Raw genomic sequence first — 22145 nt, 5'->3', positions numbered from 1 at the left:
CCTGGTAGGATGAAAAAAAGAAAAGGCGGGCATTTTAGCGCCCGCCTTTTTCAATATTCCGTTCGATCACACCTGATCAGATCGACTGATTGATCCAGTCAACCAGTGCGCTTTTCGGCATGGCACCAACTTTGATGGCCGAAACTTCGCCGCCCTTGAAGATCATCAGGGTCGGGATGCCGCGCACACCATATTTGGCCGGGGTATTCGGGTTTTCGTCGATATTGACTTTGGCAATGGTCAGCTTGTCGCCAAGTTCACCGGCGATTTCATCAAGATACGGGGCAATCTGCTTGCACGGACCGCACCATTCCGCCCAGAAATCGACCAGAACCGGCGCGTCTGCGCCAATAACGTCAGAGTCAAATGACGTATCGGATACTTTAATCGTTGTCATTCTGTCAGATCCTAGTTGTTACGAGGTCATGCACCCAAGCGGGTAACCTCGATCCGCTTATGGGTGCAAAGGTAGGCAGGCAGAAGCCAAAGGTCAAGCGCGTTGCATTCGCATCAGACTTTCAGGCAGTTCCACCATCCACGGGCCATTCGTCCAGAGAATATGGCAGCGAATGATTTTATCGGGATACATCTGAGTCAATGCGTCGCGATAAATCGCCATTTGCCGCCGATACGCCATCGGCGTTTGTTCCACGTCACGCGGCGGCGGGCGGTTGGTTTTATAATCCACAATCATCACCTCATCGCCCGAAATCACCAGCCGGTCAATCTGGGCGGAAACCACATCGCCACCGACAATACCAACCAAAGGCACCTCGGCCCGCGACGCGGGGCCAAAAATCGGCGCGAAATCGGGGTTGTCAAAAATCGCCAGAGTCTCGGTGGCAATTTCAAATTGCTGATCGGGGCTTAACCCATGTACCGGCTGACTTAAAAACCGTTCTGCCGCATCAAAACGCCGTTCGGGCGACAGGTCGGGCAGAAGCTCCAGCAATTTATGGATCAAAATCCCGCGTTTGAAACTTTGCCCCTGATCCCCGCCCAAAGGCGATTGCACCGATGGTTCATCTTCCAGCGGACGACTGGGGGCCAGCGGGCGGGGCGGATACACTTCTTCGGGCGCAATCGTGCGCATCAGCTTTTCAATACCCGCCATCATCTGCACCTGATCCCCCTCTGCGTCAGCCGAACTCACAGGGGCAAGCGTGTCGGTATGGCCCTTTTCCGGTTTGGGCTCGGTCATTTGTTCCGTTTCCCAAACAAAGCCTGGCCCGACCCAGCCGGATGGCGAAACACTGGCAAAATCCATTTCCGTCTCGTCGGCAAATTCGGCAAGTGCCATTTCACACAAATTATACCAGCAATGTGCAGGCGGTTTTGATTTACCCTGCCAGCCACAAATATAAAGCCGATCTTCGGCCCGGGTCAGCGCCACATACAGCAAACGGTTATATTCCTGATCGCGTTTTAGCGCGATGTCATCACGCAGCAGCTTTACCCGGTCATTTTCCAGTGCCACACGCGGCAACCAGAACATCAACTGGTCCCGGTCCTGCCAAAACAGGTTGGGCGACTGGGTGGGCACCTGCATGGTATCGGGCAAAAACACGATCGGGGCCTGCAACCCCTTGGCCCCATGCACCGTCATGATACGCACTTCATCACGCCCGCTTTGTTCAAGGTCACGCTTGATCTCGGCCTCGCCCGCCATCAGCCAGTGCAAAAAGCCCTGCAGGGTTGGGGCGTGTTCGGCCTCGTAATTCATCGCAAGGTTCAGGAATTCGTCAATCGGGTCATTGGCCTCGATCCCCAAACGCCCGACCAGCCGGGCGCGCACCCCGCGCGCATCCTCGCCGCGTCCGCCCAGCAATTCACCATACAGTTCAAACGGGCGTTCATAATCCACCCGGCCCAACCAGCGTGCCAAAAACGCATAGGCGCGGCCAAATTCCGGGCTTTCATCGGCCCGTTCGCGCAGGGCATGCCACAGGGTGCGGCGGCGGTTATAGGCAAGGTTAAACAACTGTTCCTCGTCAAAGCCAATGATCGGGCTTTTCAGCAAAGTCGCCAAATTCAAATCATCATCAGTCATCAACAGGAACCGGCCAAAGGCGATCAGGTCCATCACCGCCAACTGTTCGGTGATTTCCATCCGGTCCACCCCGGCGACAGGTACATTGCGTTCCTTAAGCGCCTTGACCACCTCGTCAACAAAGGCCGTCCGGCGGCGCACCAAAATCATGAAATCCCCGGCGCGTACCGCCCGCCCGCGCGATGGCAAAATTTCGCGCGAATCCACCGCATGGCGAATGCGCCCGGCAATCACCCGCGCCAGCCGGATTTCCGGGTCCTCCAGCCGCACAACACGGGTGGGCGGTGTCCAGGGTTCCTGGTCCTCGCGCGGTTCGGGGGCCACGGGCGGCCATAATTCAATGCGCCCGGCATGGCCCTGGCGAAAGGCCTGGTGGGCCACATTTTGCCCGTCATCGCCAACACCCTGCCTGGCAATGGGCCCGGCAAAAACCCGGTCCACCGTGCCCAGCACGGCCGAAGTTGAGCGGAAGGAAATATTCATCGGCACTTCGCGCCATTCCGCCGCGATCTCGGCGGCACGGCGGGCAAAATGGCGGCGCATTTCGGCAAATTTTTCAGGATCGGCGCGCTGAAAGCTGTAAATTGATTGTTTCGCATCCCCAACGGCAAAGATGGTGCGGGGTTTATCTTCGTGCTGGCTGGCATCGTTGAAAAACTCCTCGGCCAGAATTTGCACCACTTTCCATTGTTCGGGGTTGGTATCCTGGGCCTCGTCAATCAGGATATGATCTAGGCCTTCATCCAGTTTAAACAGCACCCAACCGGCAATACCGGCCTGCTGTTCAAGCAAACGCACACTGTTTAAAATCAGGTCGTCATAATCCAGCCAGGCATGCAGCGCCTTTTTGCGCGCATAACGCGCCAGCATCGCCTCGCCCATGCAAATCAGCGCGGATGTGGATTGCGCCAAAAGCGCCGCCTTGCGGTTTTTCTCAAGTTCAACCAGGCGGGCACATTCCTGTTCCAAGGCATCTGCGCCTGCCGGGTGGTTTTCACCCGCCTTTTTGGTAATCAGCTTGGCCCGCGGCTCGCCGGTGGATGCGGTAAAAAACACACTGCGATAATCGTTAAAAACCGCAATGCGGTCCTCTACCGTGGTTTTTTCCAAAAACTGGGCCAGGGCGGGCACACGGTCCTTATCCGTTTTGGTGCCTGCTTCAAGGGCTGCCAGCGCCATCATCAAACCCTGCCGGTCAAAGGCCCCATCGGCCAAAGCATCACGCAGCAATTTATCGGCCGTTTGCCCCGGGGCAACACCGAGCGATTTATAAACCGCGTCGCACATGCGGTCCCGGCCATGATGGGCATCCAGCATCCGTTTAAGGCGGCCCCGCTCACGGGCAAGGTCACGCATCACCTCGCCAAAGGCCCCTTCCCGTACCTGCCCGGTCACAACGGCCAGGGCATCGGTCAAAATCGGGTCATGGCCGCTTCGCGCATAAGCTAGCACTTCTTCCTGGGTATCAGCCATTGTTTCGGCTGCGGTACGGTCGTCCATCACCTCGAAATGCGGGGCAAGTCCGGCCTCCAGCGGGAAGCGCCGCAACAGGGACTGGCAAAAGGCATGAATGGTCTGGATTTTCATGCCACCCGGCGCATCGAGCACACTGGCAAACAAACGCCGTGCCCGCCTGGTTTCATCCGCAGCCGGTGCCGCGCCAGACAAATCCGCCAAATCACGCTGCAAATCGGCATCTTCCATCGTCGCCCAGCGTCCCAGCCGTTCATTGACACGGTTGGCCATTTCGGCAGCGGCCGCCTTGGTAAAGGTCAGGCATAAAATACGGTGCGGTTCGGTACCCGAAAGCATCAGTCGCAAAACCCGGTCCGACAAAACCTTGGTTTTCCCCGCCCCGGCCGATGCCGACACCCAAACCGATGCCATCGGGTCGGAAGCCCGGCGTTGCAGGATATTGGGATCATCCCCACCCTCAATCGCCCCTGACATGTTGTTCAAGAACTGGCTCATTTCGCGCCTCCACCGCCAAGCAATGCCGGGCTGTCATCGCTGGTTTCTTCGCTGCCCATCCATTCGCGCGCGCGGGACAGATGCACATAGTCCGAATATTTCGGCGCATTATCGGGGTGCGGCACACTGAGATACGGCGTTGTCGCATCAGCAAAGGCCGTGGCAAGGGCGGCCACCCCGGCAATGGCATTTTGCGCCAAATCGTGCGGCGTGGTTTTCATTTTGGCGGTATCAATTTCCCTGATTTCCCCGGCCGGGTCGCCGCCCGACAGCTTCCAGAAGGCATAGGATGCCGGGGGGCCTTTTTCGACTGCCTCGAACCCGCCCTGTTCGGCAATCGCCCCTTCCAGCGGCAATTGCGGGGCAAAACCATTCATCACGTCGCGCGCAGTTGGGGGCACACCGGTTTTATAATCGATAATCGCAATACCGCCATCGCGCAGCACATCCACCCGGTCGGCACGGGCATAAACTTCAAACCCGGAGCCCAGAGTGAAACTTCCCTGCCGTTCGCTAAAGGATGCCCGCAAATAAGCCCGCCGTCCTGCTTCGGTTTGGACAAACCATTTGGCAATGCGTTGAAAACGCGGCCACCAAAAGGCCCATAAGCCCGGACGGGCCTTTAGCGGGGCAAAAACCTCCTCGCCGATCATCAACAAACGGTTTTCCGAATCGGCAGGTAAATGGTCGTGATACTGGCTGATAAAACGATCCAGCGCCTCGTGAATATAATTGCCGTAATCCGCCGCGCCGGGATCAAGGTCAATATCATCCAGGCGCTGCAATTTCAGGATATGCCGGGCATAAATCGCATAGGGGTCACGCATCCAGGTTTCAATTTGCGTGACGGACAGGCGGTTGGGCCGCGCCTCAATGGGCGGGGTTGGGGCCGGGCGGCCAATGCGAACCCGCATTTCCGCTGTTGGTTCATCAAGCTGGTCGGCCAGTTGCCGCCATTGCGCCGCATCCGCCCGTTCCATCACGATACCGGATTTCCGCAAAATGTTTTCAATCCGTAACAACCACCGCGACGGCACTGTTGGTGTGCCGCCCACCCGCAAGGCACGGGTCATCACCACCTGTGGCGCACAAAATAGCTGCTGAAAGTCATGCGCGGATTGGCCGATGCGATGTTCGGGTGCGGGCAGGCCAAATTTGCGCCGCATCGGGCGACTCATCCACGGGTCGGACCCGGCTTCGGGCGGCCAAACACCTTCGTTCAAGCCGCCCAAAATGGTTAAATCGGCCTGCTGCATTTGTGCTTCGACCGTGCCCCAAATAAACAGGCGCGGATGTTTGCCAAAACGCGGGCGAACAGCACGGTCCGCCATCAGCGCATCAAGAAAAGCGCCATAGCGTGCGCCTTGCAGCACCTCGAACCCCGGCAGGGCCTGTAGCAATTCATAAACAAAATCGGCCAGGGCCTCGCCCGCATCGCCGCGCCACAGGCGGTCTGCCCCTTCCTGCTGGTCGGTTGCGGCCAGAATTTCGCAACAGCGCACATGGGTGCGCAAGGCCTCAACCGGCAAAATGGTTTTATCGTCCATCAAATCGCGCAGCGGCAACAACGCCGCTTCAAGCGCGCTTACCAACGCACACAAACGGTTATGATCATCGCGAATGCGCTCGATACGCGGGGCGGCGTTGGCGGCATTGCTTTTGCCAATGCGATCAATCGTTTCATCACGCCAGCCATCAATGGCACTGATCAGGCCATCCAGCCCCGGTCCCGGCCTTGGTCCACGTAAAATCTGCAATTCCAGTAAGCGGGTATGGGTCCTGAAGGTTTCCGGGGCCATGCCAGCGGCACATAACGGGTGTTTTAACAATTCCAGCAACGGCACAGGGGCAAACTGTTCCTGCACCGTGCGCACCACCAGCCGCAGGAAAATGGCCGGGGCCGTATCATGCAGGGGCACACCGGCGGAATCATCCACATCCACTTCCCAACGGCGCAGCTCGGTCGCCACCCGCCGGGCCAGACCCCGGTCCGGTGTGACCAGCGCACAGGTTTTCCCGGGTTGCTCCAGCGCCTGGCGCATCATCAGCGCAATGGTCGCGGCTTCCTCGCGCGCGCCCGAACAATCCACCCGCAACACCCCATCGAGAACATCCGGGGCAAAATTGCGAATATAGCGCCACTGATCGGTGGTTTGGGCCGGGCGCAAGGCCTCGCGTACCAAACGGCGGCGTTCCGCCTGGGCGGATGGAACACCGTCCTCATCCGCCGGGGGCAGCGGGCGATCATCTGGCAAGGCCGTTTCCACCACCGTGGACATTGGACTTTCCGGGGCGGGAACATCATCAAACAGATCACGCATCGCGCCTGCAGGCGCGATTTTCGATACAGGCTCTGAATAGGATTGCGAATAGGCATCATCCAGCAGCCCGTCATAGGGTATTTCGGCAAAATAGGGCGGAACATCCTCGCCATCCCACGGCGCATCATCTGTCATCGCCACATCATCCCCCCCGCCCCAGGGGCGCACAGTGGCCGGGGAATGGTCAATATGGGTCAGCAGGCGGGACAATAAATGTTGCGGATGGGCGGCATCATCGGCAATGGCAAGCCAATCGCCTGCCGACAGACCGGTCATCAAGCCTGGCAGCACCACCCGCCCCTGAGGCAGAGCCAAAACAGCCCCCATCAGGTCGCGCAGGGCCGGGAAGGGTGCGGTAGAACCCGCCACAATCACCGGATAGGCAGGCGGGTTGCTTTGCCAAAGTTCAATCTGGGCGGCGATCATGGCATTGCGCCGCGCTGCGCGGTCACTCACTCCCTGATCGGCCAAAATATCGGGCCAGAATTTGGTCAGAATTTGCAAAAATTCCAGCGTCAATTGCCAGTGCTGGGCAAATTCGGCGGGCACCAGCCCTTCCAGGTCATCAAACTGGCAGTTTTCCGTTTGCACCTGGTCTAAAAACCGCGCCAGCTCCCCCGCCAGTCGTGCCGCTTGGTCGGCGGTGGGTTTTTCGCCCTTGTAATCGGCGCGCGACATGATCAGCCGTGTTAACAGCAATTTTCGTTGCAAATCCGGAATGGCAGGCGGCAGATTTAGCACCACATCCTGATCGGCCTTGCCAAACATTGCCAGTTCGTCTTCGTCCGCCTCGCCTAACGGGCGAATGGTCGGCAGCAACGTTACCCGGCCCTCGGTCTGGCGCAAAAAGGCATCGCGCATCACCTTGCAGGAGCGGCGGTTGGGCACCAAAAGCAAAGTATCAGACAGAATAACCGGCTGATCCGCCGTTTCGCGCAGCAATTGCCGGGCAATCATATCAGCAAAGGGGGCACCTGGCGGAATATAAAACAGATTTTCTGTCATTTTTGTCCCAGTTTATTGCGCCCTGCCTGACAAAGCCCTCAATGGGCGAAGTTCAGAACAACCGCTCCGCAAACCTAGCGCAAAACCACCCGGTTTGACACCCGGTCCAACGGCCTTAAAACACGACCTTATTGACCTGCCAGGGTTCGTTCCGCATCTGCCAAAGCATCTGGCGTGCCGATATGAAACCAGCGCCCGTCATGCACCAGCCCATAACAACGGCCACTTTCCAGCGCCCGGTCATAAATCACATTTAACGAAAAATTGCCTGGCAGCAGGCCTTCAAACAGGCGCGGATTTAATATCTGAATGCCCGTGAAAACATAGGGCGCATGCGGTGCAGACCCACGCCGTTTCAACCGGCCATCCACCTGCCAGAAAAAATCGCCCGCCCCCTCATAGCCAAAGGCCCCCTCAACCGGCACAATCGCCAGCAGGGCATCCATATGCTCCGCATCAAAAGCATCCATCATGCGTTCAAATAGCGGCTCGGTTCCTTCGGTCCAATACATATCGGCATTGGCAACCAAAATGGCGGTATCATCCAGCAATGGCAGGGCATTTTGCACCCCGCCCCCGGTTTCCAGCAATTCTGCCTCGGCCGAGTTGACAACTACCGGAAAATCCCGGTTTGCCACATGCGCCGAAATCATTTCGCCTAGGTAATGGTTATTCACCACCACCCGGTCAAACCCGGCATCACCCAGCCGGTCCAGCACATGATCCAGCATCGGTTTGCCGGCCACGGGCACCAAGGGCTTGGGCAGTTTATCGGTAATCGGGCGCATCCGCTTGCCAAGGCCCGCCGCCAAAACCATCGCCTGCGCCGGTTTTAATACAGGGTGCATTTTAGTGCTCATGCTTCCGGTCCATTTTTGGGGATGACAGGGGCCAAACGGGCACGGGCGGGAATATGTTTATCCACCCATTGCGCCAGTTCCGGCAGGTTTTGCTGTGCCCCGCGCAAAATCAGCTCCCAACAGCGCGGGACAAATTCCAGATAGCGCATTTTGCCACTTTCGCGCGCCAGCCAGCCAAACCGGCCCAAAATGCGAAAATTGCGCACCATGCCGGTGGCAATATAGGCGCGGTGAAAGGTGGCTTCGTCCATCCCGGGGAATGCCGCCAGATAGCGATCGAGCATAGCGCGTTCAATATCAAGGCCCACATCATGGCGCACATCGCGCAACAGCGACACCAGATCATAGGGGCGTGGAGCAATGGCCGCGTCCTGAAAATCAATAATGCCGCAATCAACTCCGCCATCATCGGTATCGACCAGCATCAAATTATCCACATGGTAATCACGATGAATCAGGGTTTGCCCGGCATCCCAGCATTGCGGCAGGATGTGATCGAGCAGCGTATCAAAATCCTGCATCGCTTCTGCCCGCCGGGCCTCATCGGCAATCACCAGCGGGACATAATCGCGGCCAAAACTGGCAAGCTGACGACGCAGATTTTCCGGCCGATAAACAACCAGTTCCGAACCCTCAGCATCCTTTGCCATTTCTTCAATAACATCCGCCCGATGATGCAGGGCAATCAAGGCATCGGTCGCGCGGATATACAGGCTGACCGGCGCGATATCGCCCATTTCAAGGGCACGGGTAAAGGTCAGGTCGCCAAAATCCTCGATCAGGGCAAGGCCACGATCAATATCATGGGCCAAAATATGTGGCACGCGCCAACCCAGAGAGGTAAACAAAGCCGTCATCTGCACCACGGGCGCAATTGAGGCCGGGCGCTCTGGCTGGTCACTCAGCCCATGCGGGTCAATCGATACGGCATCGGGGGCAAAATCCATCAAAAGCGCGGTTTCAAACCCGCGTTCGAGGCGAAAATACTTCCGGGCCGAGGCATCATCGACCAATTGTTCGCGCGCGGCATCCGCCCAGCCATGATGATGCAAAAAATCATCAATCACCGTCATTCTTTGCTGCTGGCTCATGCCATGTTCCCGTCAAGGGTCGCAAGGCGCTTTGCCCACTCATCGCCGTGCGCAACCAGCTTTATCTGGCGGGCATCGGGGTTTGGTCCGGGTTCGATATAAATATCCAGGCGGGTTTCAGGCGTTAAATATTCCAATCGGTCGGGCCATTCGATCAGGCTGACGGCCTCGCTAAAGGCATCTTCAATATCCAGCTCATGGACCTCTTCGGGGTCGGACAGGCGGTAAAGGTCAAAATGCCAAACGGGTACCGGCTCCAGGTCATAAATCTGCACCAGGGTGAAGGTCGGGCTGGGGACTTCTTCATGCGGGTTATTGGCAAGGGCGCGAATATAGGCACGGCAAAAGGCACTTTTGCCCATGCCCAATGTGCCGTGCATCAAAATCACATCGCCTTTTCCGGCTACGGCGGCCAGGCGGGCGGCAAGGTCCTCGGTCCCGGCCTGATCCTTGATCTCAATGGTCTTTTGCATATGCCTTTGCACCCGCTTTCACACGATATGACAAAAATTATCGCCCTTTACCCTGTTCTACGGCCAGAAAGGGCGATTTCGCAATGATTTTGACTGGCATTTTATTGTAACCTGCCCCGGTTAAAAGCCCGTCAATATCGCAATGCCGGTCGCACCCTGCCCGCCTACCAGGGCGGATAACGTTGCGATAGCAGGGGCAAAATGCTATTTCGCCTCTGACAGGTGAATAAACTTTGTTTTTTGGAATGGAATCAGGATGTCGGAAGTGTCGCACAGCACGGATATTGCCATCATTGGTGCAGGCCCGGTCGGGCTTTTTGCCGTATTTGAAGCCGGGATGCTGGGCCTGAAAACCCATGTGATCGATGCGCTGGACATGGTGGGCGGCCAATGCAGTGCGCTGTACCCGGAAAAACCGATTTTCGACATTCCCGCCCATCCGCAAATCACCGGGCAGGACCTGATTGACCAGCTTGCCAAACAGGCCGCCCCGTTCGAGCCGACCTATCATTTGGGCCAGCAGGTGATCAAACTGGAAAAGCGCGATGATGGCCGCTTTACCCTGGAAACATCGGTGGGCACCAAAATTGATGCCGGGGCTGTTGTTATTGCTGCGGGTTGCGGTGCCTTTGGCCCCAACAAACCGCCGATGGACGGCCTGGAAGATTTTGAAGGGTCCGGTGGCGTTCAATATTACGTCAAACGCCGCGCCGATTTTGCCGGTAAAAAGGTTGTCATTGCCGGTGGCGGCGATTCCGCTGTCGATTGGGCCCTGTCCCTGCATGATATTGCGCAAAAAGTGTATGTCGTCCACCGCCGCCCCAAATTCCGCGCCGCCCCGGACAGCAGTGCCAAGCTCGCCGCCCTGGCCGAAGCGGGCAAAATCGAAATGGTCATTCCCTATCAGCTCAAGGGCCTGAAAGGCGACACCGCATCGGGCAAGCTCAGCCACGTGACCGTTGCCACCCTGAAGGGTGAGGAACTGGACCTTGAAGCCGATCATCTGCTGCCCTTCTTTGGGCTGGCAATGGAATTGGGGCCGATTGCAAATTGGGGCCTGAACCTGGATCGCAACCATATTGGTGTCACCCAGGCGACGATGGAAACATCAGTCCCCGGCATTTTCGCCATAGGCGATATCGCCAATTACGAACACAAACTGAAACTGATCCTGTCGGGCTTTGCCGAAGGGGCCAGTGCGATTCATGCCGCACGCAGCTACCTGTTCCCCGATAAGGAATTTCATTTCGAATATTCAACAACCACCGGCGTTCCGAACGAATAAGCCAAAATCTGTTGAATCTTGCGATCTCTGCCCCAGTAGTTTGATCAAACATTTCATCGCACTGGCCCGCCGCAGCATCCAAATGCAAGGCACACAGGGCCGGTGCGTTATTTTTTCGATCCCCTCAAACCCGTCATTGCAGTGATGGCTGACAACAGGCAAACGGCCCTATTTGGTTGTCACCTTCAAAATCGCCGATAAAACACCCACAATCATCTCATGATCTTCGTGTGATGCCAGCCCGGACACCGTAATCGCCCCAATCACGCCCGCACCTTTAACCCGCAGCGGAAAACTGCCGCCGTGGTCGGCATAGTCGGCAAAATCAATGCCGTGATCGACCAGGCCTTTATGTTTGGCCTTTAAGGCCATGCCAAAACGATAGGATGACTGATGTTCGCGCAAAACAAGGTTGCTTTTGCGCCGCGCCCATTCGTCATTGGCCGGGACGGCACCGGGTAATGCGGCATGAAAAAGCGTGCGGTTCGGGGTGCGAATATTGACCACCACCGGCGCGTTGCGGGCTTGGGCTGCTTCCACAAGGGCCGTTCCCAGCTTCCAGGCGGTGTTTTCGTCAAATCCGTCAAAGACCAGGGTTTCTTCCTGCCGGGCCAATAATTCCAGATCCATAAGAGACCTCTTGTCGGGTGAAAAAAGCAGCCATTCGCCCACAGCTAACCGTATGCAATGGCAAAGTGGCAATAAAAAAGGCCATAACCGATATTCCGGCTATGGCCTTTTGAAGGGTCAAACAACGACGGAAATTATTTGTCGTCGCCCATTTTAAGCGCGTTGATAAAGGCCGATTGCGGAATTTCGACCTTGCCGAACTGGCGCATTTTCTTCTTACCGGCCTTCTGTTTTTCCAGAAGTTTACGTTTACGCGAAACGTCACCGCCGTAACATTTGGCCGTCACGTCCTTACGCAGGGCCGAAACGGTTTCACGGGCAATCACCTTGCCACCGATCGCGGCCTGAATGGCAACGCGGAACATCTGCCGGGGGATCAGCTCTTTCAAGCGGCCACAAATGGCGCGACCCCGGTTTTCGGCCTGGCTTCTGTGAACCATCAATGCCAGGGCATCAACCGGCTCTTCGTTCACCAGAATCGACACCTTCACCAAATCGCTTTCGTCATAGCCTGCCAGTTCATAGTCAAAGCTGGCATAGCCACGCGAAATGGATTTAAGGCGGTCATAGAAGTCAAAAACCACTTCGTTCAGCGGCAATTTATAAACTGCCATCGCCCGGTTGCCGACATAGGTCAGGTCAAGCTGAACACCACGGCGTTCGGTACACAGTGTCAGGATACCGCCCAGATATTCATCCGGCACCATGATCGATGCTTTAATCCACGGCTCCTCGATCGCCTTGATCTTGGTGACTTCGGGGAAGTCTGCCGGGTTATGCAGCATGATGTCTTCGCCGTTGGTCAGCGTGATCTTGTATGACACGGACGGGGCAGTGGTAATCAGGTCCAGTTCGTATTCACGTTCCAGACGTTCCTGAATGATTTCAAGATGCAGCAGCCCCAGGAAGCCACAGCGGAAACCAAGACCCAATGCCGTCGAGTTTTCAGGCTCGAACTGGAAGGACGCATCGTTCAGATGCAGTTTTTCCAGCGCATCGCGCAACGTGTCATATTCGCTGGTATCAACCGGGAAAATGCCGCAGAAAACAACCGGGATCGAGGGCTTGAAACCGGCCAGCGGTTTGTCGCACGGGCGTTTTTCTTCGGTAATGGTGTCACCGACTTCGCATTCGGCAACGGTTTTCATCCCGCAATTGATGAAACCGATTTCACCTGGGCCCATCGAATCCAACGCCAGCGGCTTTGGTGTGAACACACCGACACGGTCAATCGTGTGCGTGACCTTGGCATTCATGAAGCGGACCTTCTGGCCCCTTTTCAGCGTACCTTCCTTCACCCGCACCAAAATCATGACACCCAGATAGGCATCATACCAGCTGTCAATCAGCAGAACCTGAAGCGGCGCATCGGCATCCCCCGTCGGGGCTGGCAGGCGCTTGACCAGGGCCTCAAGAACATCGGGCACACCAAGGCCGGTTTTGGCCGAGATCATGACGGCATCAGAGGCATCAATGCCAATGACTTCCTCGATCTGTTCTTTCACCTGGTCAGGCTCGGCTGCGGGCAGGTCAACCTTGTTCAGAACCGGGATAATCTCGTTATTATTATCCATTGCCTGATAAACGTTGGCCAGTGTCTGGGCTTCCACCCCCTGGGCGGCATCAACCACCAGAAGCGAGCCTTCACACGCCGCAAGCGAGCGCGAGACTTCATAGGCGAAGTCCACATGGCCCGGAGTGTCCATCAGGTTAAGGGTATATTCCTCGCCATCCTGTGCGACATATTTCAGGCGCACAGCCTGGGACTTGATGGTAATGCCGCGTTCGCGTTCAATATCCATCGAGTCGAGAACCTGATCGGCCATCTCACGATCGGTCAAACCGCCGGTCAGCTGAATCAGACGATCCGCCAGGGTAGATTTGCCGTGATCGATATGGGCGATAATCGAAAAATTTCGTATATGTTTAAGATCGGTCATGGGATGCTTTTCTAGCAATCAGCAATCGATATATCCAGTGTCACGTCTGCGTATCGAAAAAGGGCCGTTCCCGTTGCCGCGTCTGCATGCCAAACTACAACAGCGACAGCACGCAATGTCAGACAGCCTTTTTTCGATAAAAGCTGTCTGCGATGAGAACGCCATTCCCGATCACAAGCGGATCGTTTAACAGCAACCACCGGGTCATAGCAATCTCGCTTTACGCTTCGTGCCGGTTTATTTAGGCTTTTGTCCTTCATCCGTATAGAGGGAATCGACAGGGATGCGCCCAGTATAATGTTTCTGACCGCCACAGAACCGTCTCTGTCGCAGCGCAGCCTGCGCACATTGCGTCATCGCCTGCTGCTTCTCTCGCTCAGTGGAACCTTCATTGTTCTGCTCTCTTTCGCCATTATCCAGAAAACCCTGTATGACAGCGCCCTGGAACAGGGGCGTTCCGAACTGGTCCGCCTGGTATCCTCCATCAGCCTTTCAGTGGCCCAGGCCAACCGAAACAACCTGCATGCGATTCCGACCCGCCAGGACAATATTTCGCTGGTTGTTGTCGATAATAATCTCAATGTCCTGCATGGCAGTTATCCCAAACATATGGCAGCCGAGCTGCGCCAGCTTCTTGAGGAAAACCGTCACAGCATTGACGGCACCCTGACCTGCGAACATGGCAAAGAATCGGTCATGCTGGCCTATCATGCCATGCCCCGCCTGAACCGCATGGCCGTGGTAATGGTGCCCAAAATGTCGCTGCTGCACGAATGGTTTCGGGGCCTGGCACTGCATGCGGTCCTGTTTACCATGATCCTGTCAATCATGGGCTGCCTTTCCGCCTGGCTTTGGGTTCGTTTAAAGCGCCAGCACATTCGCGCACGCGACCTGGCCGGGCACTTCAATGATGTGGAGAACAGCCTGTCAAATTTCGGCTGTGCCGTGATTGGCTGGCGCTTGTCCTCCCCCTATGCTGCCCTGAATCTGCGCCTGAACTGGCCGGAGGTTCTGGGGGCTTCGGGCAGCAGCAGCCTGATCACCGCAAATGATTTCATGAATTTGCTTAACCCGGCATCCTATGCGCAACTGCGCGGCGCCCTGCTGGAAGACCGCTGGCCCCAGGACCGCATTGCCGCAATGGTCAGCCTGAATACCGACGACAACCAAAGCCAGCGCTTTTACCTGACCGCCACCCGCCATATTGACCACGGCAGTAGTTTTGTTTCCGTCATGTTGCTCGAAACCATTGGCAGTCAGGAAATTTGCAATCCGTTTGAGGCCTATCTGCAATATTCGCCCGAACCGGCCATCGCCGTTGATTTGCAGGGCATTTTGCGCGGTTTTAGTGCGGCATTTGAAGAATTGCTGGGCGACAAAGTGCATTTTGCCATCGGCACCCCGTTTTTCGAGATGTTTAGCGATGACCAGCGCGAAGAAGCCACCAAGGCCTTTGCCGCCTGCATCAACGGCCAAAAGCCCGACACCGAACTGGTTTTCCGCATGGAGGACAAGGATGGTAATTTATGCTGGCTGGCCTGGCATTGTGTCGGCCCGATTGACGGGGTAATGCTGGGCAGTGCCCGGGATGTAACCGACTTTGTCGATAATACCGAAAAACTGCGCAGAACGCTAAGCCAGCTTAAGCGCAGCAACGAAGACCTTGAACAATTCGCCTATGTTGCCTCGCATGACCTGCAGGAACCCCTGCGCATGGTGACAAGCTATACCCAGCTTCTTAAACGGCGCTATGACGGGGTATTGGGGCCGGATGCCGACGAATATATCAACTATGCGGTTGATGGTGCCAAACGCATGCACAAGCTGATTACCCATCTGCTGGAATATGCCAAAACCGGCAGCACCGGCGGCCTGACAGATGTGGATTGCAACGAGGTGCTCAATGAAGCCCAGGCCGACCTCAAGGCCGCGATTTCGGAAACACAAGCCATCATCACCCACGAGGACCTGCCCCATCTTTATGGCAACCGCATCGCCCTGTCCCGGCTGTTTCAAAACCTGATTTCAAACGCCATCAAATATGCGCGCCCCGGTGTTCCGCCTTTAATCAAGGTCAGTGCCGAGCAAGACCCGGACAAACCCGATTTCTGGCGCTTTACCATGCACGATAACGGCATTGGCATTCACCCGGAGCATGCACAGCGCATTTTCCGCCTGTTTCAACGCCTGCATAAGGATGAATTCAGCGGAACCGGGCTCGGCCTATCGCTTTGTCGCAAAATTGTCGAACAGCATGGCGGCGAAATCTGGCTCGATACTTCGCGCTCCATCAGCGACCCGGGTGCGACGTTCATCTTTACCCTGCGGGGTAGTGGAGAATAACGAAAACCAGGCAAGTCAGCACGCAACTTTAACAGGCAGCGTTTTACCAATATACTTAGTGAAATACCCAGGTTTTCGGGCGCATCAATGGGGGATAAAATGACTAAATACAGCATCGCACCAATATTGCTTGGTGGGCTGATTTTGCTTTCGGCCTGCAGCAGCGATCCGCGCATCATGCCCAATGATCATATGCAGACACTGGCAGCATCCTTTTCCCAGCGCGACATCAATGCCCCGCTTCCGGGCGGCTGGCGGCAGCTTGACGGCACGGAAATCAGCTATCGTTTTGCTAACGAAACATACGGCGTCTATTCCGTCACCACCGATCAGGAACTGCTGGTGATGCACCTGGAAGACAATGCCACCGGCAGTATTGTCGGCCTGGACAGGCCCCGCCAATGCCAGTGGTCCAGCATTGCCGACCGCCTGACCCTAGATTGCGAAAAGTTTGAAAAATCCTGGCGCATCTATACCAACGGGCCGGACCTTGTCGCCGCCGACCTTGAGGAAGAAACCTACGCCATCCTGAAAAAGCGCAATACTTATTAAAGATCATACATAGGCAAGGCACAAAAAAAGCGGGCTGCATCTTGGCACCCCGCTTTTTGTTTTTATATCGCAATAAAGCCTATCAGCCGCGCAACGCGCCGCCGGTTGCTTTCTCAACCGCCGCAATCACCTTCTTGCAAACAGCGTCGATTTCTTCGTCGGTCAGTGTCTGCTTTGTCGGCTGCAGGGTAACCGAAAAGGCCAATGACTTTTTGCCATCTTCAATGCCCTTGCCGGCATAAAGGTCAAAAATCGTCACATCGCTGATCAGGCCCTTGTCGGCACTGCGCGCAGCCTTGACCACCTGTTCGGCACTGACTTTGTCATCCAGCAGGAAGGCAAAGTCACGCTCGACCGACTGGAATGCCGAGGCATTAAGCGGCGGGCGGTTGGTGCCTTTCTTTTTGGGCATCGGCAGATTTTCAACAAACAGTTCAAACGCCACCACACGGCCTTTGACATCCAGGACCTTGAGAATGCGCGGATGCAATTCACCAAAATAGCCCAGCACGTTTTTCGGGCCCAATTGCAGGGCCGCCGAACGGCCCGGATGGTACCAGGACGGTGCGCCTTCGGCATTCACCTGAATATTGCCTGCCGGAACACCGAGCGCGTCGATCAGGGCTTCGGCATCGGCCTTGACGTCAAACACATCCACATCCCGGCGTGAGCCGGTCCAACTGCGGTTTGTTGTCGCACCGGCCCGCAGACCGGCCGCGACCAAACGCTGATCGCCTGGCTGATCGCCAAAGAACTCCGGCCCCAATTCAAACAGGGCGAGGTTGGGGAAACCCCGATTCTGGTTACGACCGGCTGCCGAAATCAGGTTCATCAACGCATTGGGGCGCATCACATCCAGATCGGAGCTGATCGGATTTGCCACAAACAGACCCGGTTTCAGATCGGCAAATTCCTTAGCCAGACGTGAATCGGCAAAAGACCAGGTGATGGTTTCATACATCCCACGCGAGGCCAGCACCCGGCGCGCCAGACCAACACGTTTTTGCATCGGGCTGATGGCGGGAACCGGCAGGCTGGTTTCCCGTTCCACCGGCACGGTTGGAATCTGATCATAACCAACGATACGCAGCACTTCCTCGACCAGGTCGGCTTCGCCCACAATGTCGGGACGCCAGGTCGGCGCGACGGTGCCGAGCACACCTTCTTTCGCCGTAACCTCAAAACCAAGGGCGGTCAGAATTTCGGCCGCACGGTCCTGTTCAACAGCGACACCGCCCAATTCGGCGATGCGGTCAATGCGCAGATCAAAGCTGTTTTTCGGGGACGGCACCTCGCCCGCTTTCACCACATGCGACGCTTCGCCGCCACACAGTTCAGTAATCAGGCGGGTTGCAACTTCGATCCCCCAAATCACCGATTGCGGGTCAACACCGCGCTCGAACCGATAACGGGCATCGGAATTGACTTGCAGTTTGCGGCCGGTTTTGGCCGTCACAATCGGATCAAACAGCGCGCATTCCACAAACACATTGACGGTATCATTCTGGCAGCCGGTCAACTCGCCGCCCATGATGCCACCAATACTTTGCGCAGCGGCCTGGTCGGCAATCACAACCATATCGCTGGTCAGGGTATATTCTTTTTCGTTCAGGGCCTGCAGGGTTTCCCCATCACGGGCATAACGAACGTCAAGATTGCCCTTCAGCTTGTCGGCATCGAAAACATGCAGCGGACGGCCCAGATCAAACGTGGCAAGGTTGGTGATATCCACCAGAATCGAAATCGGGCGCAGACCAATGGCTTCCAGGCGGGCTTTCAGCCAGTCCGGGCTTTCACCATTTTTAACACCCCGAATATACCGGCCATAAAAGGCCGGGGCGGCACCATCTGCCAGCACATCATCGGCAATCGTCACCGAAACCGGGCTGTCAAAGCTGCCCGCGACCGGTTGCTGATAGGGATCATCCGTTAGCGTGCCCATCCCGGCGGCGGCCAGATCACGGGCAATCCCGCGCACCGACGTGCAATCCGGGCGGTTTGGCGTCAGGTTAATCTCGATGATCGGGTCATCAGCCCCCAGAACACCGGCTACCGGCGCGCCAATTTCGGCATCGGCCGGCAGTTCGATAATACCGTCATGGTCTTCACCCAGGCACAGCTCGCGGGTGGAGCACATCATGCCCTGGCTTTCAACACCGCGAATTTTGCCGGCTTTCAGCTTGGACCCGTCAATCGGAATAATCGCACCCGGCTGTGCCAGTGCCACCTTGATGCCCGTACGGGCATTGGGCGCACCACACACCACCTGAATAATCTTCTCGCCGGTATTGACCTTGCACAGCTTCAGACGGTCGGCATCAGGATGCTGACCGGCTTCTTCAATATAGGCGACACGGATGTCAGCAAGGGCTGCCGAACGGTCCTCGAAACTTTCAATTTCAAGGCCAATCGCGGTCAGTTTTTCGGTGATCTGCTCCACCGGCGCATCGGTATCCAGATGCTGTTTCAGCCACTCGAATGTGAATTTCATAATCTTAGCCCCTCACCATATTCGGTACATCCAGCGGCACGAAACCATAATGTTTCAGCCAACGCAGATCGGTATCGAAAAAGGTTCTCAGGTCGGGAATGCCGTATTTCAGCATGGCGAGACGTTCAATGCCGATGCCAAAGGCAAAACCCTGGTATTTTTCGGGGTCCAGGCCACAAGCGGCCAGCACGCGCGGATGCACCATGCCGCAACCCAGAATTTCCAGCCAGTCATCCCCGGCACCAATTTTAAGCTCGCCACCCTTGCGCGAACAGCCAATGTCCATTTCCGCACTGGGTTCGGTAAACGGGAAGAAGCTCGGGCGGTAACGCACCGGCACGTCATCGAGCTCGAAATAGGTCTTCACAAATTCCAAAAGACAGCCCTTGAGATGGCCCATATGGGTTTTCTCGTCAATGACCAGGCCTTCAAGCTGATGGAACATCGGCGTATGGGTCATATCGCTATCGGAACGATAGGTCCGGCCCGGCGCAACAATGCGAATGGGCGGGGTTTGGGACTGCATCGTTCTGACCTGCACCGGAGAAGTATGGGTGCGCAGCACCAAGCGCGATCCATCCTCGGCTTCAGGCAGATAAAAGGTATCCTGCATTTCACGCGCCGGATGTTCGGCGGGAATGTTCAGCGCGGTAAAGTTATGGAAGTCGTCCTCGATATCCGGGCCTTCTGCCAGGGTAAACCCCATTTCGCCAAAGATCGAAATGATCTCGTCAATCGTCTGGCTGATCGGGTGAATGCGACCTTCGGTCTCGCTGGGGCGCGAGGGCAGTGTCACGTCAATGCGTTCGCCGCTCAAACGGGCCTCCAGGGCCGCGTTTTCCAAGTCGCCCTTGCGCATGTCAATGGCGCTGGCAACCTGGTCCTTCAGCGCATTAAGGGCCTGACCAAATTCGCGACGCTGGTCCGGGTCCATCTTGCCAAGGTTTTTCATAAGGCCGGTAATACGGCCCTTTTTGCCAAGGGCACTGATGCGGATGTCTTCCAAAGCAGCCAGATCGCCTGCCTTTTCAACTTCTGCCAGAACCTCTTCGCGCAACGCTTCGATGTTTTCCATAACTTCCGACGCTTTGGCTGGGGTGAACAGGATAAAGAAACTTGAAACAAAAAAACGGGGACGGCCAAAACTGGCCGCCCCCGAAGTAAATCAGGCAATGCCGTAAAAACCTTTTTAAAAAAGGTTTATCAGGCGAGCGCAGCCTGGGCCTGGGTCACCAAAGCCTTAAAGGCTTCCGGTTCACGCACGGCGATGTCTGCCAGAACCTTGCGGTCCAGTTCGACACCAGCTTTTTTCAGGCCGTTCATAAACTGCGAATAGGTCAGACCGTTTTCACGGGCACCGGCATTGATACGCTGAATCCACAGGCTGCGGAACTGGCGTTTCTTGGCGCGGCGGTCGCGGTAAGCATACTGCAAACCTTTTTCGACAGCCTGAACCGCAGTGCGGTAAGCATTTTTACGACGACCACGGTAGCCCTTGGCAGCCTTAATTACCTTGCGGTGACGAGCGTGCGAAGACACGCCCCCTTTTACACGAGCCATTTCTTAACTCTCCTTAGCCTTAGCCGTACGGCAGGAATTTTTTGACGATACGTGCATCAGCATCACACAGAATTTCCGTGCCGCGTGCCTGACGCTTCATTTTCGTCGGTTTTGCCGTCAGAAGGTGACGCTTGTTTGCGACATTACGACGGACCTTGCCGGAGGCGGTAAGGCTAAAGCGTTTTTTAGCGCTCGATTTTGTCTTCATCTTGGGCATTTTTCTATCCTTGCAAAAAGCAATTTGACGAAAATCCCCGTCGGCGGCTGGGCATGCCCCGAGATGACAGAATCATCTCCAGCCTCACCACCTGTTTTGGGGACGGGTGGTTATAGACTCCGCCCCCTGCTTTTTCAAGGAACTTTTCGGTCAGCCCCGCCATGCACAACAAGGATAGGCGCAAGACCATAATGCGCGGCAATACCCTGTCTTTCTGCGGTTATTGGCAATTTAATACCACGATATCGCACCGCACGGCCCCCGGCAGATAACAGCCATGTCGGCAACATAGGCCATTATCACTCTGCGCAAATGCAGGCAGACAAAGAAAAACCGCCTAAACGGCGGTTTTAATCAGGTGGGTTTTCCCCAGCCACTTTTCGATTCGACTCAAAAGCTTTTCCCGGTTAACCGGTTTTAGCACAAAGTCGTTTCCCCCGGCCGCCATGCCCCCGCGCAAGTCTTCCTCGCTTTGCCGTGCCGTCACATAAATAATGGCGGCAGACAATTGCGGATAGCCCGTGCGCACCCGAAGGCTGGCTTCAAAACCGTTCATTTGCGGCAGCATCACATCCATCAGGATAATGCGGGGCCGCTCGGTTTTAAGCAGGGTTAGCAATTCATGCCCGGAAGACACACCGATGAAACGGTAATCGCCACTCTCAACGATCCGCTTAAGCAGAACGAGGCTTTTGGCATCGTCGTCAACTCCGACAACGAGAGGCCCCTGACCTGTTCCCATCGGCGTCTCCTTCCGGTTTGGCTGTATCGCCGCGTCTTAACGCGGCGCCAGCACCATAATCATTATCCGGCCTTCCATCTTTGGCATCATTTCCGGTTTGGCCAGATCATCCAGATCACCGGAAAAACGTTGCAACATGCCAAGACCAAGATCCTGGTGCGCCATTTCACGGCCACGAAACCGCAGCGTGACTTTTACCTTGTCGCCACCACCAAGAAACTTCTGAGCCGCACGCAGTTTGACATTATAGTCATGGATATCGATATTTGGTCGCAGTTTGATTTCCTTGACCTCGATAACCTTCTGCTTCTTTTTGGCTTCGTTCTGTTTCTTGCTCTGTTCGTATTTGTATTTGCCAAAGTCGATCAGCTTGCAAACCGGCGGCTCAGCATTGGGGGCGACTTCAACGAGGTCGAGTCCAGCCTCCATCGCCATGTCAATGCCTTCACGAACACTAATCGGCTGTGACAAATTGCCTTCTGCGTCAACAACACAGATGGAACGGGCTTTGATATCCTGATTGACGCGCGGACCGTCTTTGGTCGGCTGCATCGGTTTGCGTGGTCGTGCTATGGAGAATCTCCTCTGACAGTCAAAAATAATAAGGCAAACAA

17 protein-coding genes are annotated in these 22145 nt (G+C 56.0%); 3 read left to right on the top strand and 14 right to left on the bottom strand.

All coding sequences use genetic code 11. From position 1 onward, the window contains the following. Positions 1-76 precede the first annotated feature (76 nt). From trxA to tsaE, 6 genes are all read right to left on the bottom strand, one after another. Positions 77-397: a thioredoxin TrxA gene (gene trxA, locus LF95_RS11640; protein ID WP_073955301.1), complete on the bottom strand. Its 321-nt coding sequence runs from the start codon at positions 395-397 to the stop codon at positions 77-79. 93 nt (positions 398-490) lie between these two features. Then, positions 491-4021: a double-strand break repair helicase AddA gene (gene addA, locus LF95_RS11635; RefSeq protein WP_073955300.1), complete on the bottom strand. Its 3531-nt coding sequence runs from the start codon at positions 4019-4021 to the stop codon at positions 491-493. Next, entirely contained in the window at positions 4018-7347 is a 3330-nt protein-coding gene (gene addB, locus LF95_RS11630) for a double-strand break repair protein AddB (RefSeq protein ID WP_252509743.1), read from the bottom strand. The genes addA and addB overlap by 4 nt, the downstream gene beginning before the upstream one ends. Before the next feature lie 128 nt (positions 7348-7475). Beyond that, positions 7476-8207: a nucleotidyltransferase family protein gene (locus tag LF95_RS11625; protein ID WP_073955299.1), complete on the bottom strand. Its 732-nt coding sequence runs from the start codon at positions 8205-8207 to the stop codon at positions 7476-7478. Then, complete coding sequence (locus LF95_RS11620; protein ID WP_073955298.1) at positions 8204-9298, bottom strand: aminoglycoside phosphotransferase family protein; 1095 nt, start codon at positions 9296-9298, stop codon at positions 8204-8206. The genes LF95_RS11625 and LF95_RS11620 overlap by 4 nt, the downstream gene beginning before the upstream one ends. Next, on the bottom strand, positions 9295-9771 hold the full coding sequence (gene tsaE / locus LF95_RS11615; RefSeq protein ID WP_073955297.1) for a tRNA (adenosine(37)-N6)-threonylcarbamoyltransferase complex ATPase subunit type 1 TsaE: 477 nt from the start codon (positions 9769-9771) through the stop codon (positions 9295-9297). The genes LF95_RS11620 and tsaE overlap by 4 nt, the downstream gene beginning before the upstream one ends. 256 nt (positions 9772-10027) lie before the next feature. On the opposite strand from tsaE, the gene LF95_RS11610 reads away from it, so the two are divergent. Then, the gene (locus LF95_RS11610) at positions 10028-11056 is read left to right on the top strand and encodes an NAD(P)/FAD-dependent oxidoreductase (protein WP_073955296.1); all 1029 of its coding nucleotides are present in this window, start codon (positions 10028-10030) and stop codon (positions 11054-11056) included. Between the two features lie 168 nt (positions 11057-11224). Here LF95_RS11610 and LF95_RS11605 read toward each other — a convergent pair whose 3' ends face one another. Next, a complete protein-coding gene (locus tag LF95_RS11605; protein WP_073955295.1) occupies positions 11225-11686 on the bottom strand; it encodes a heme-degrading domain-containing protein in 462 nt (153 codons plus the stop codon). Between the two features lie 134 nt (positions 11687-11820). Next, the gene (gene lepA / locus LF95_RS11600; protein ID WP_073955294.1) at positions 11821-13626 is read right to left on the bottom strand and encodes a translation elongation factor 4; all 1806 of its coding nucleotides are present in this window, start codon (positions 13624-13626) and stop codon (positions 11821-11823) included. Between the two features lie 297 nt (positions 13627-13923). Here lepA and LF95_RS11595 point away from each other — a divergent pair, with 297 nt between their 5' ends. Then, on the top strand, positions 13924-15969 hold the full coding sequence (locus tag LF95_RS11595; protein ID WP_073955293.1) for a PAS domain-containing sensor histidine kinase: 2046 nt from the start codon (positions 13924-13926) through the stop codon (positions 15967-15969). 99 nt (positions 15970-16068) lie between these two features. After that, positions 16069-16521, top strand: coding sequence for a hypothetical protein (locus LF95_RS11590; RefSeq protein WP_073956213.1), 453 nt, complete (start codon positions 16069-16071; stop codon positions 16519-16521). Positions 16522-16603: 82 nt separating this feature from the next. On the opposite strand, the gene pheT is transcribed toward LF95_RS11590, so the two are convergent. From pheT to infC, 6 genes are all read right to left on the bottom strand, one after another. After that, positions 16604-19012, bottom strand: a complete 2409-nt coding sequence (pheT, locus tag LF95_RS11585; RefSeq protein WP_073955292.1) for a phenylalanine--tRNA ligase subunit beta — start codon at positions 19010-19012, stop codon at positions 16604-16606. 4 nt (positions 19013-19016) lie between these two features. After that, positions 19017-20087 carry a phenylalanine--tRNA ligase subunit alpha gene (gene pheS, locus LF95_RS11580; protein ID WP_073955291.1) on the bottom strand — a complete coding sequence of 357 codons (1071 nt, stop codon included), beginning with the start codon at positions 20085-20087 and terminating at the stop codon, positions 19017-19019. A gap of 128 nt (positions 20088-20215) precedes the next feature. Beyond that, positions 20216-20572: a 50S ribosomal protein L20 gene (gene rplT / locus LF95_RS11575; RefSeq protein WP_073955290.1), complete on the bottom strand. Its 357-nt coding sequence runs from the start codon at positions 20570-20572 to the stop codon at positions 20216-20218. A gap of 19 nt (positions 20573-20591) precedes the next feature. Further along, a complete protein-coding gene (gene rpmI, locus LF95_RS11570; protein ID WP_073955289.1) occupies positions 20592-20789 on the bottom strand; it encodes a 50S ribosomal protein L35 in 198 nt (65 codons plus the stop codon). 337 nt (positions 20790-21126) lie between these two features. After that, entirely contained in the window at positions 21127-21531 is a 405-nt protein-coding gene (locus LF95_RS11565) for a response regulator (protein ID WP_073955288.1), read from the bottom strand. 36 nt (positions 21532-21567) lie between these two features. Next, on the bottom strand, positions 21568-22083 hold the full coding sequence (gene infC / locus LF95_RS11560; RefSeq protein ID WP_073955287.1) for a translation initiation factor IF-3: 516 nt from the start codon (positions 22081-22083) through the stop codon (positions 21568-21570). Between the last annotated feature and the right edge of the window lie 62 nt (positions 22084-22145).

It is taken from the genome of Thalassospira sp. TSL5-1, assembly GCF_001907695.1.
Classification (GTDB): Bacteria; Pseudomonadota; Alphaproteobacteria; order Rhodospirillales; family Thalassospiraceae; genus Thalassospira.
Note: the sequence above shows the minus strand (reverse complement) of the source record. Positions and strands in the feature narration are given on the sequence as shown.

Coding starts and splice junctions, on each gene's coding strand:
- trxA (WP_073955301.1), bottom strand. CDS start 397: ATGACAACGATTAAAGTATCCGATACGTCATTTGACTCTGACGTTATT.
- addA (WP_073955300.1), bottom strand. CDS start 4,021: ATGAGCCAGTTCTTGAACAACATGTCAGGGGCGATTGAGGGTGGGGAT.
- addB (WP_252509743.1), bottom strand. CDS start 7,347: ATGACAGAAAATCTGTTTTATATTCCGCCAGGTGCCCCCTTTGCTGAT.
- LF95_RS11625 (WP_073955299.1), bottom strand. CDS start 8,207: ATGAGCACTAAAATGCACCCTGTATTAAAACCGGCGCAGGCGATGGTT.
- LF95_RS11620 (WP_073955298.1), bottom strand. CDS start 9,298: ATGAGCCAGCAGCAAAGAATGACGGTGATTGATGATTTTTTGCATCAT.
- tsaE (WP_073955297.1), bottom strand. CDS start 9,771: ATGCAAAAGACCATTGAGATCAAGGATCAGGCCGGGACCGAGGACCTT.
- LF95_RS11610 (WP_073955296.1), top strand. CDS start 10,028: ATGTCGGAAGTGTCGCACAGCACGGATATTGCCATCATTGGTGCAGGC.
- LF95_RS11605 (WP_073955295.1), bottom strand. CDS start 11,686: ATGGATCTGGAATTATTGGCCCGGCAGGAAGAAACCCTGGTCTTTGAC.
- lepA (WP_073955294.1), bottom strand. CDS start 13,626: ATGACCGATCTTAAACATATACGAAATTTTTCGATTATCGCCCATATC.
- LF95_RS11595 (WP_073955293.1), top strand. CDS start 13,924: ATGTTTCTGACCGCCACAGAACCGTCTCTGTCGCAGCGCAGCCTGCGC.
- LF95_RS11590 (WP_073956213.1), top strand. CDS start 16,069: ATGACTAAATACAGCATCGCACCAATATTGCTTGGTGGGCTGATTTTG.
- pheT (WP_073955292.1), bottom strand. CDS start 19,012: ATGAAATTCACATTCGAGTGGCTGAAACAGCATCTGGATACCGATGCG.
- pheS (WP_073955291.1), bottom strand. CDS start 20,087: ATGGAAAACATCGAAGCGTTGCGCGAAGAGGTTCTGGCAGAAGTTGAA.
- rplT (WP_073955290.1), bottom strand. CDS start 20,572: ATGGCTCGTGTAAAAGGGGGCGTGTCTTCGCACGCTCGTCACCGCAAG.
- rpmI (WP_073955289.1), bottom strand. CDS start 20,789: ATGCCCAAGATGAAGACAAAATCGAGCGCTAAAAAACGCTTTAGCCTT.
- LF95_RS11565 (WP_073955288.1), bottom strand. CDS start 21,531: ATGGGAACAGGTCAGGGGCCTCTCGTTGTCGGAGTTGACGACGATGCC.
- infC (WP_073955287.1), bottom strand. CDS start 22,083: ATGCAGCCGACCAAAGACGGTCCGCGCGTCAATCAGGATATCAAAGCC.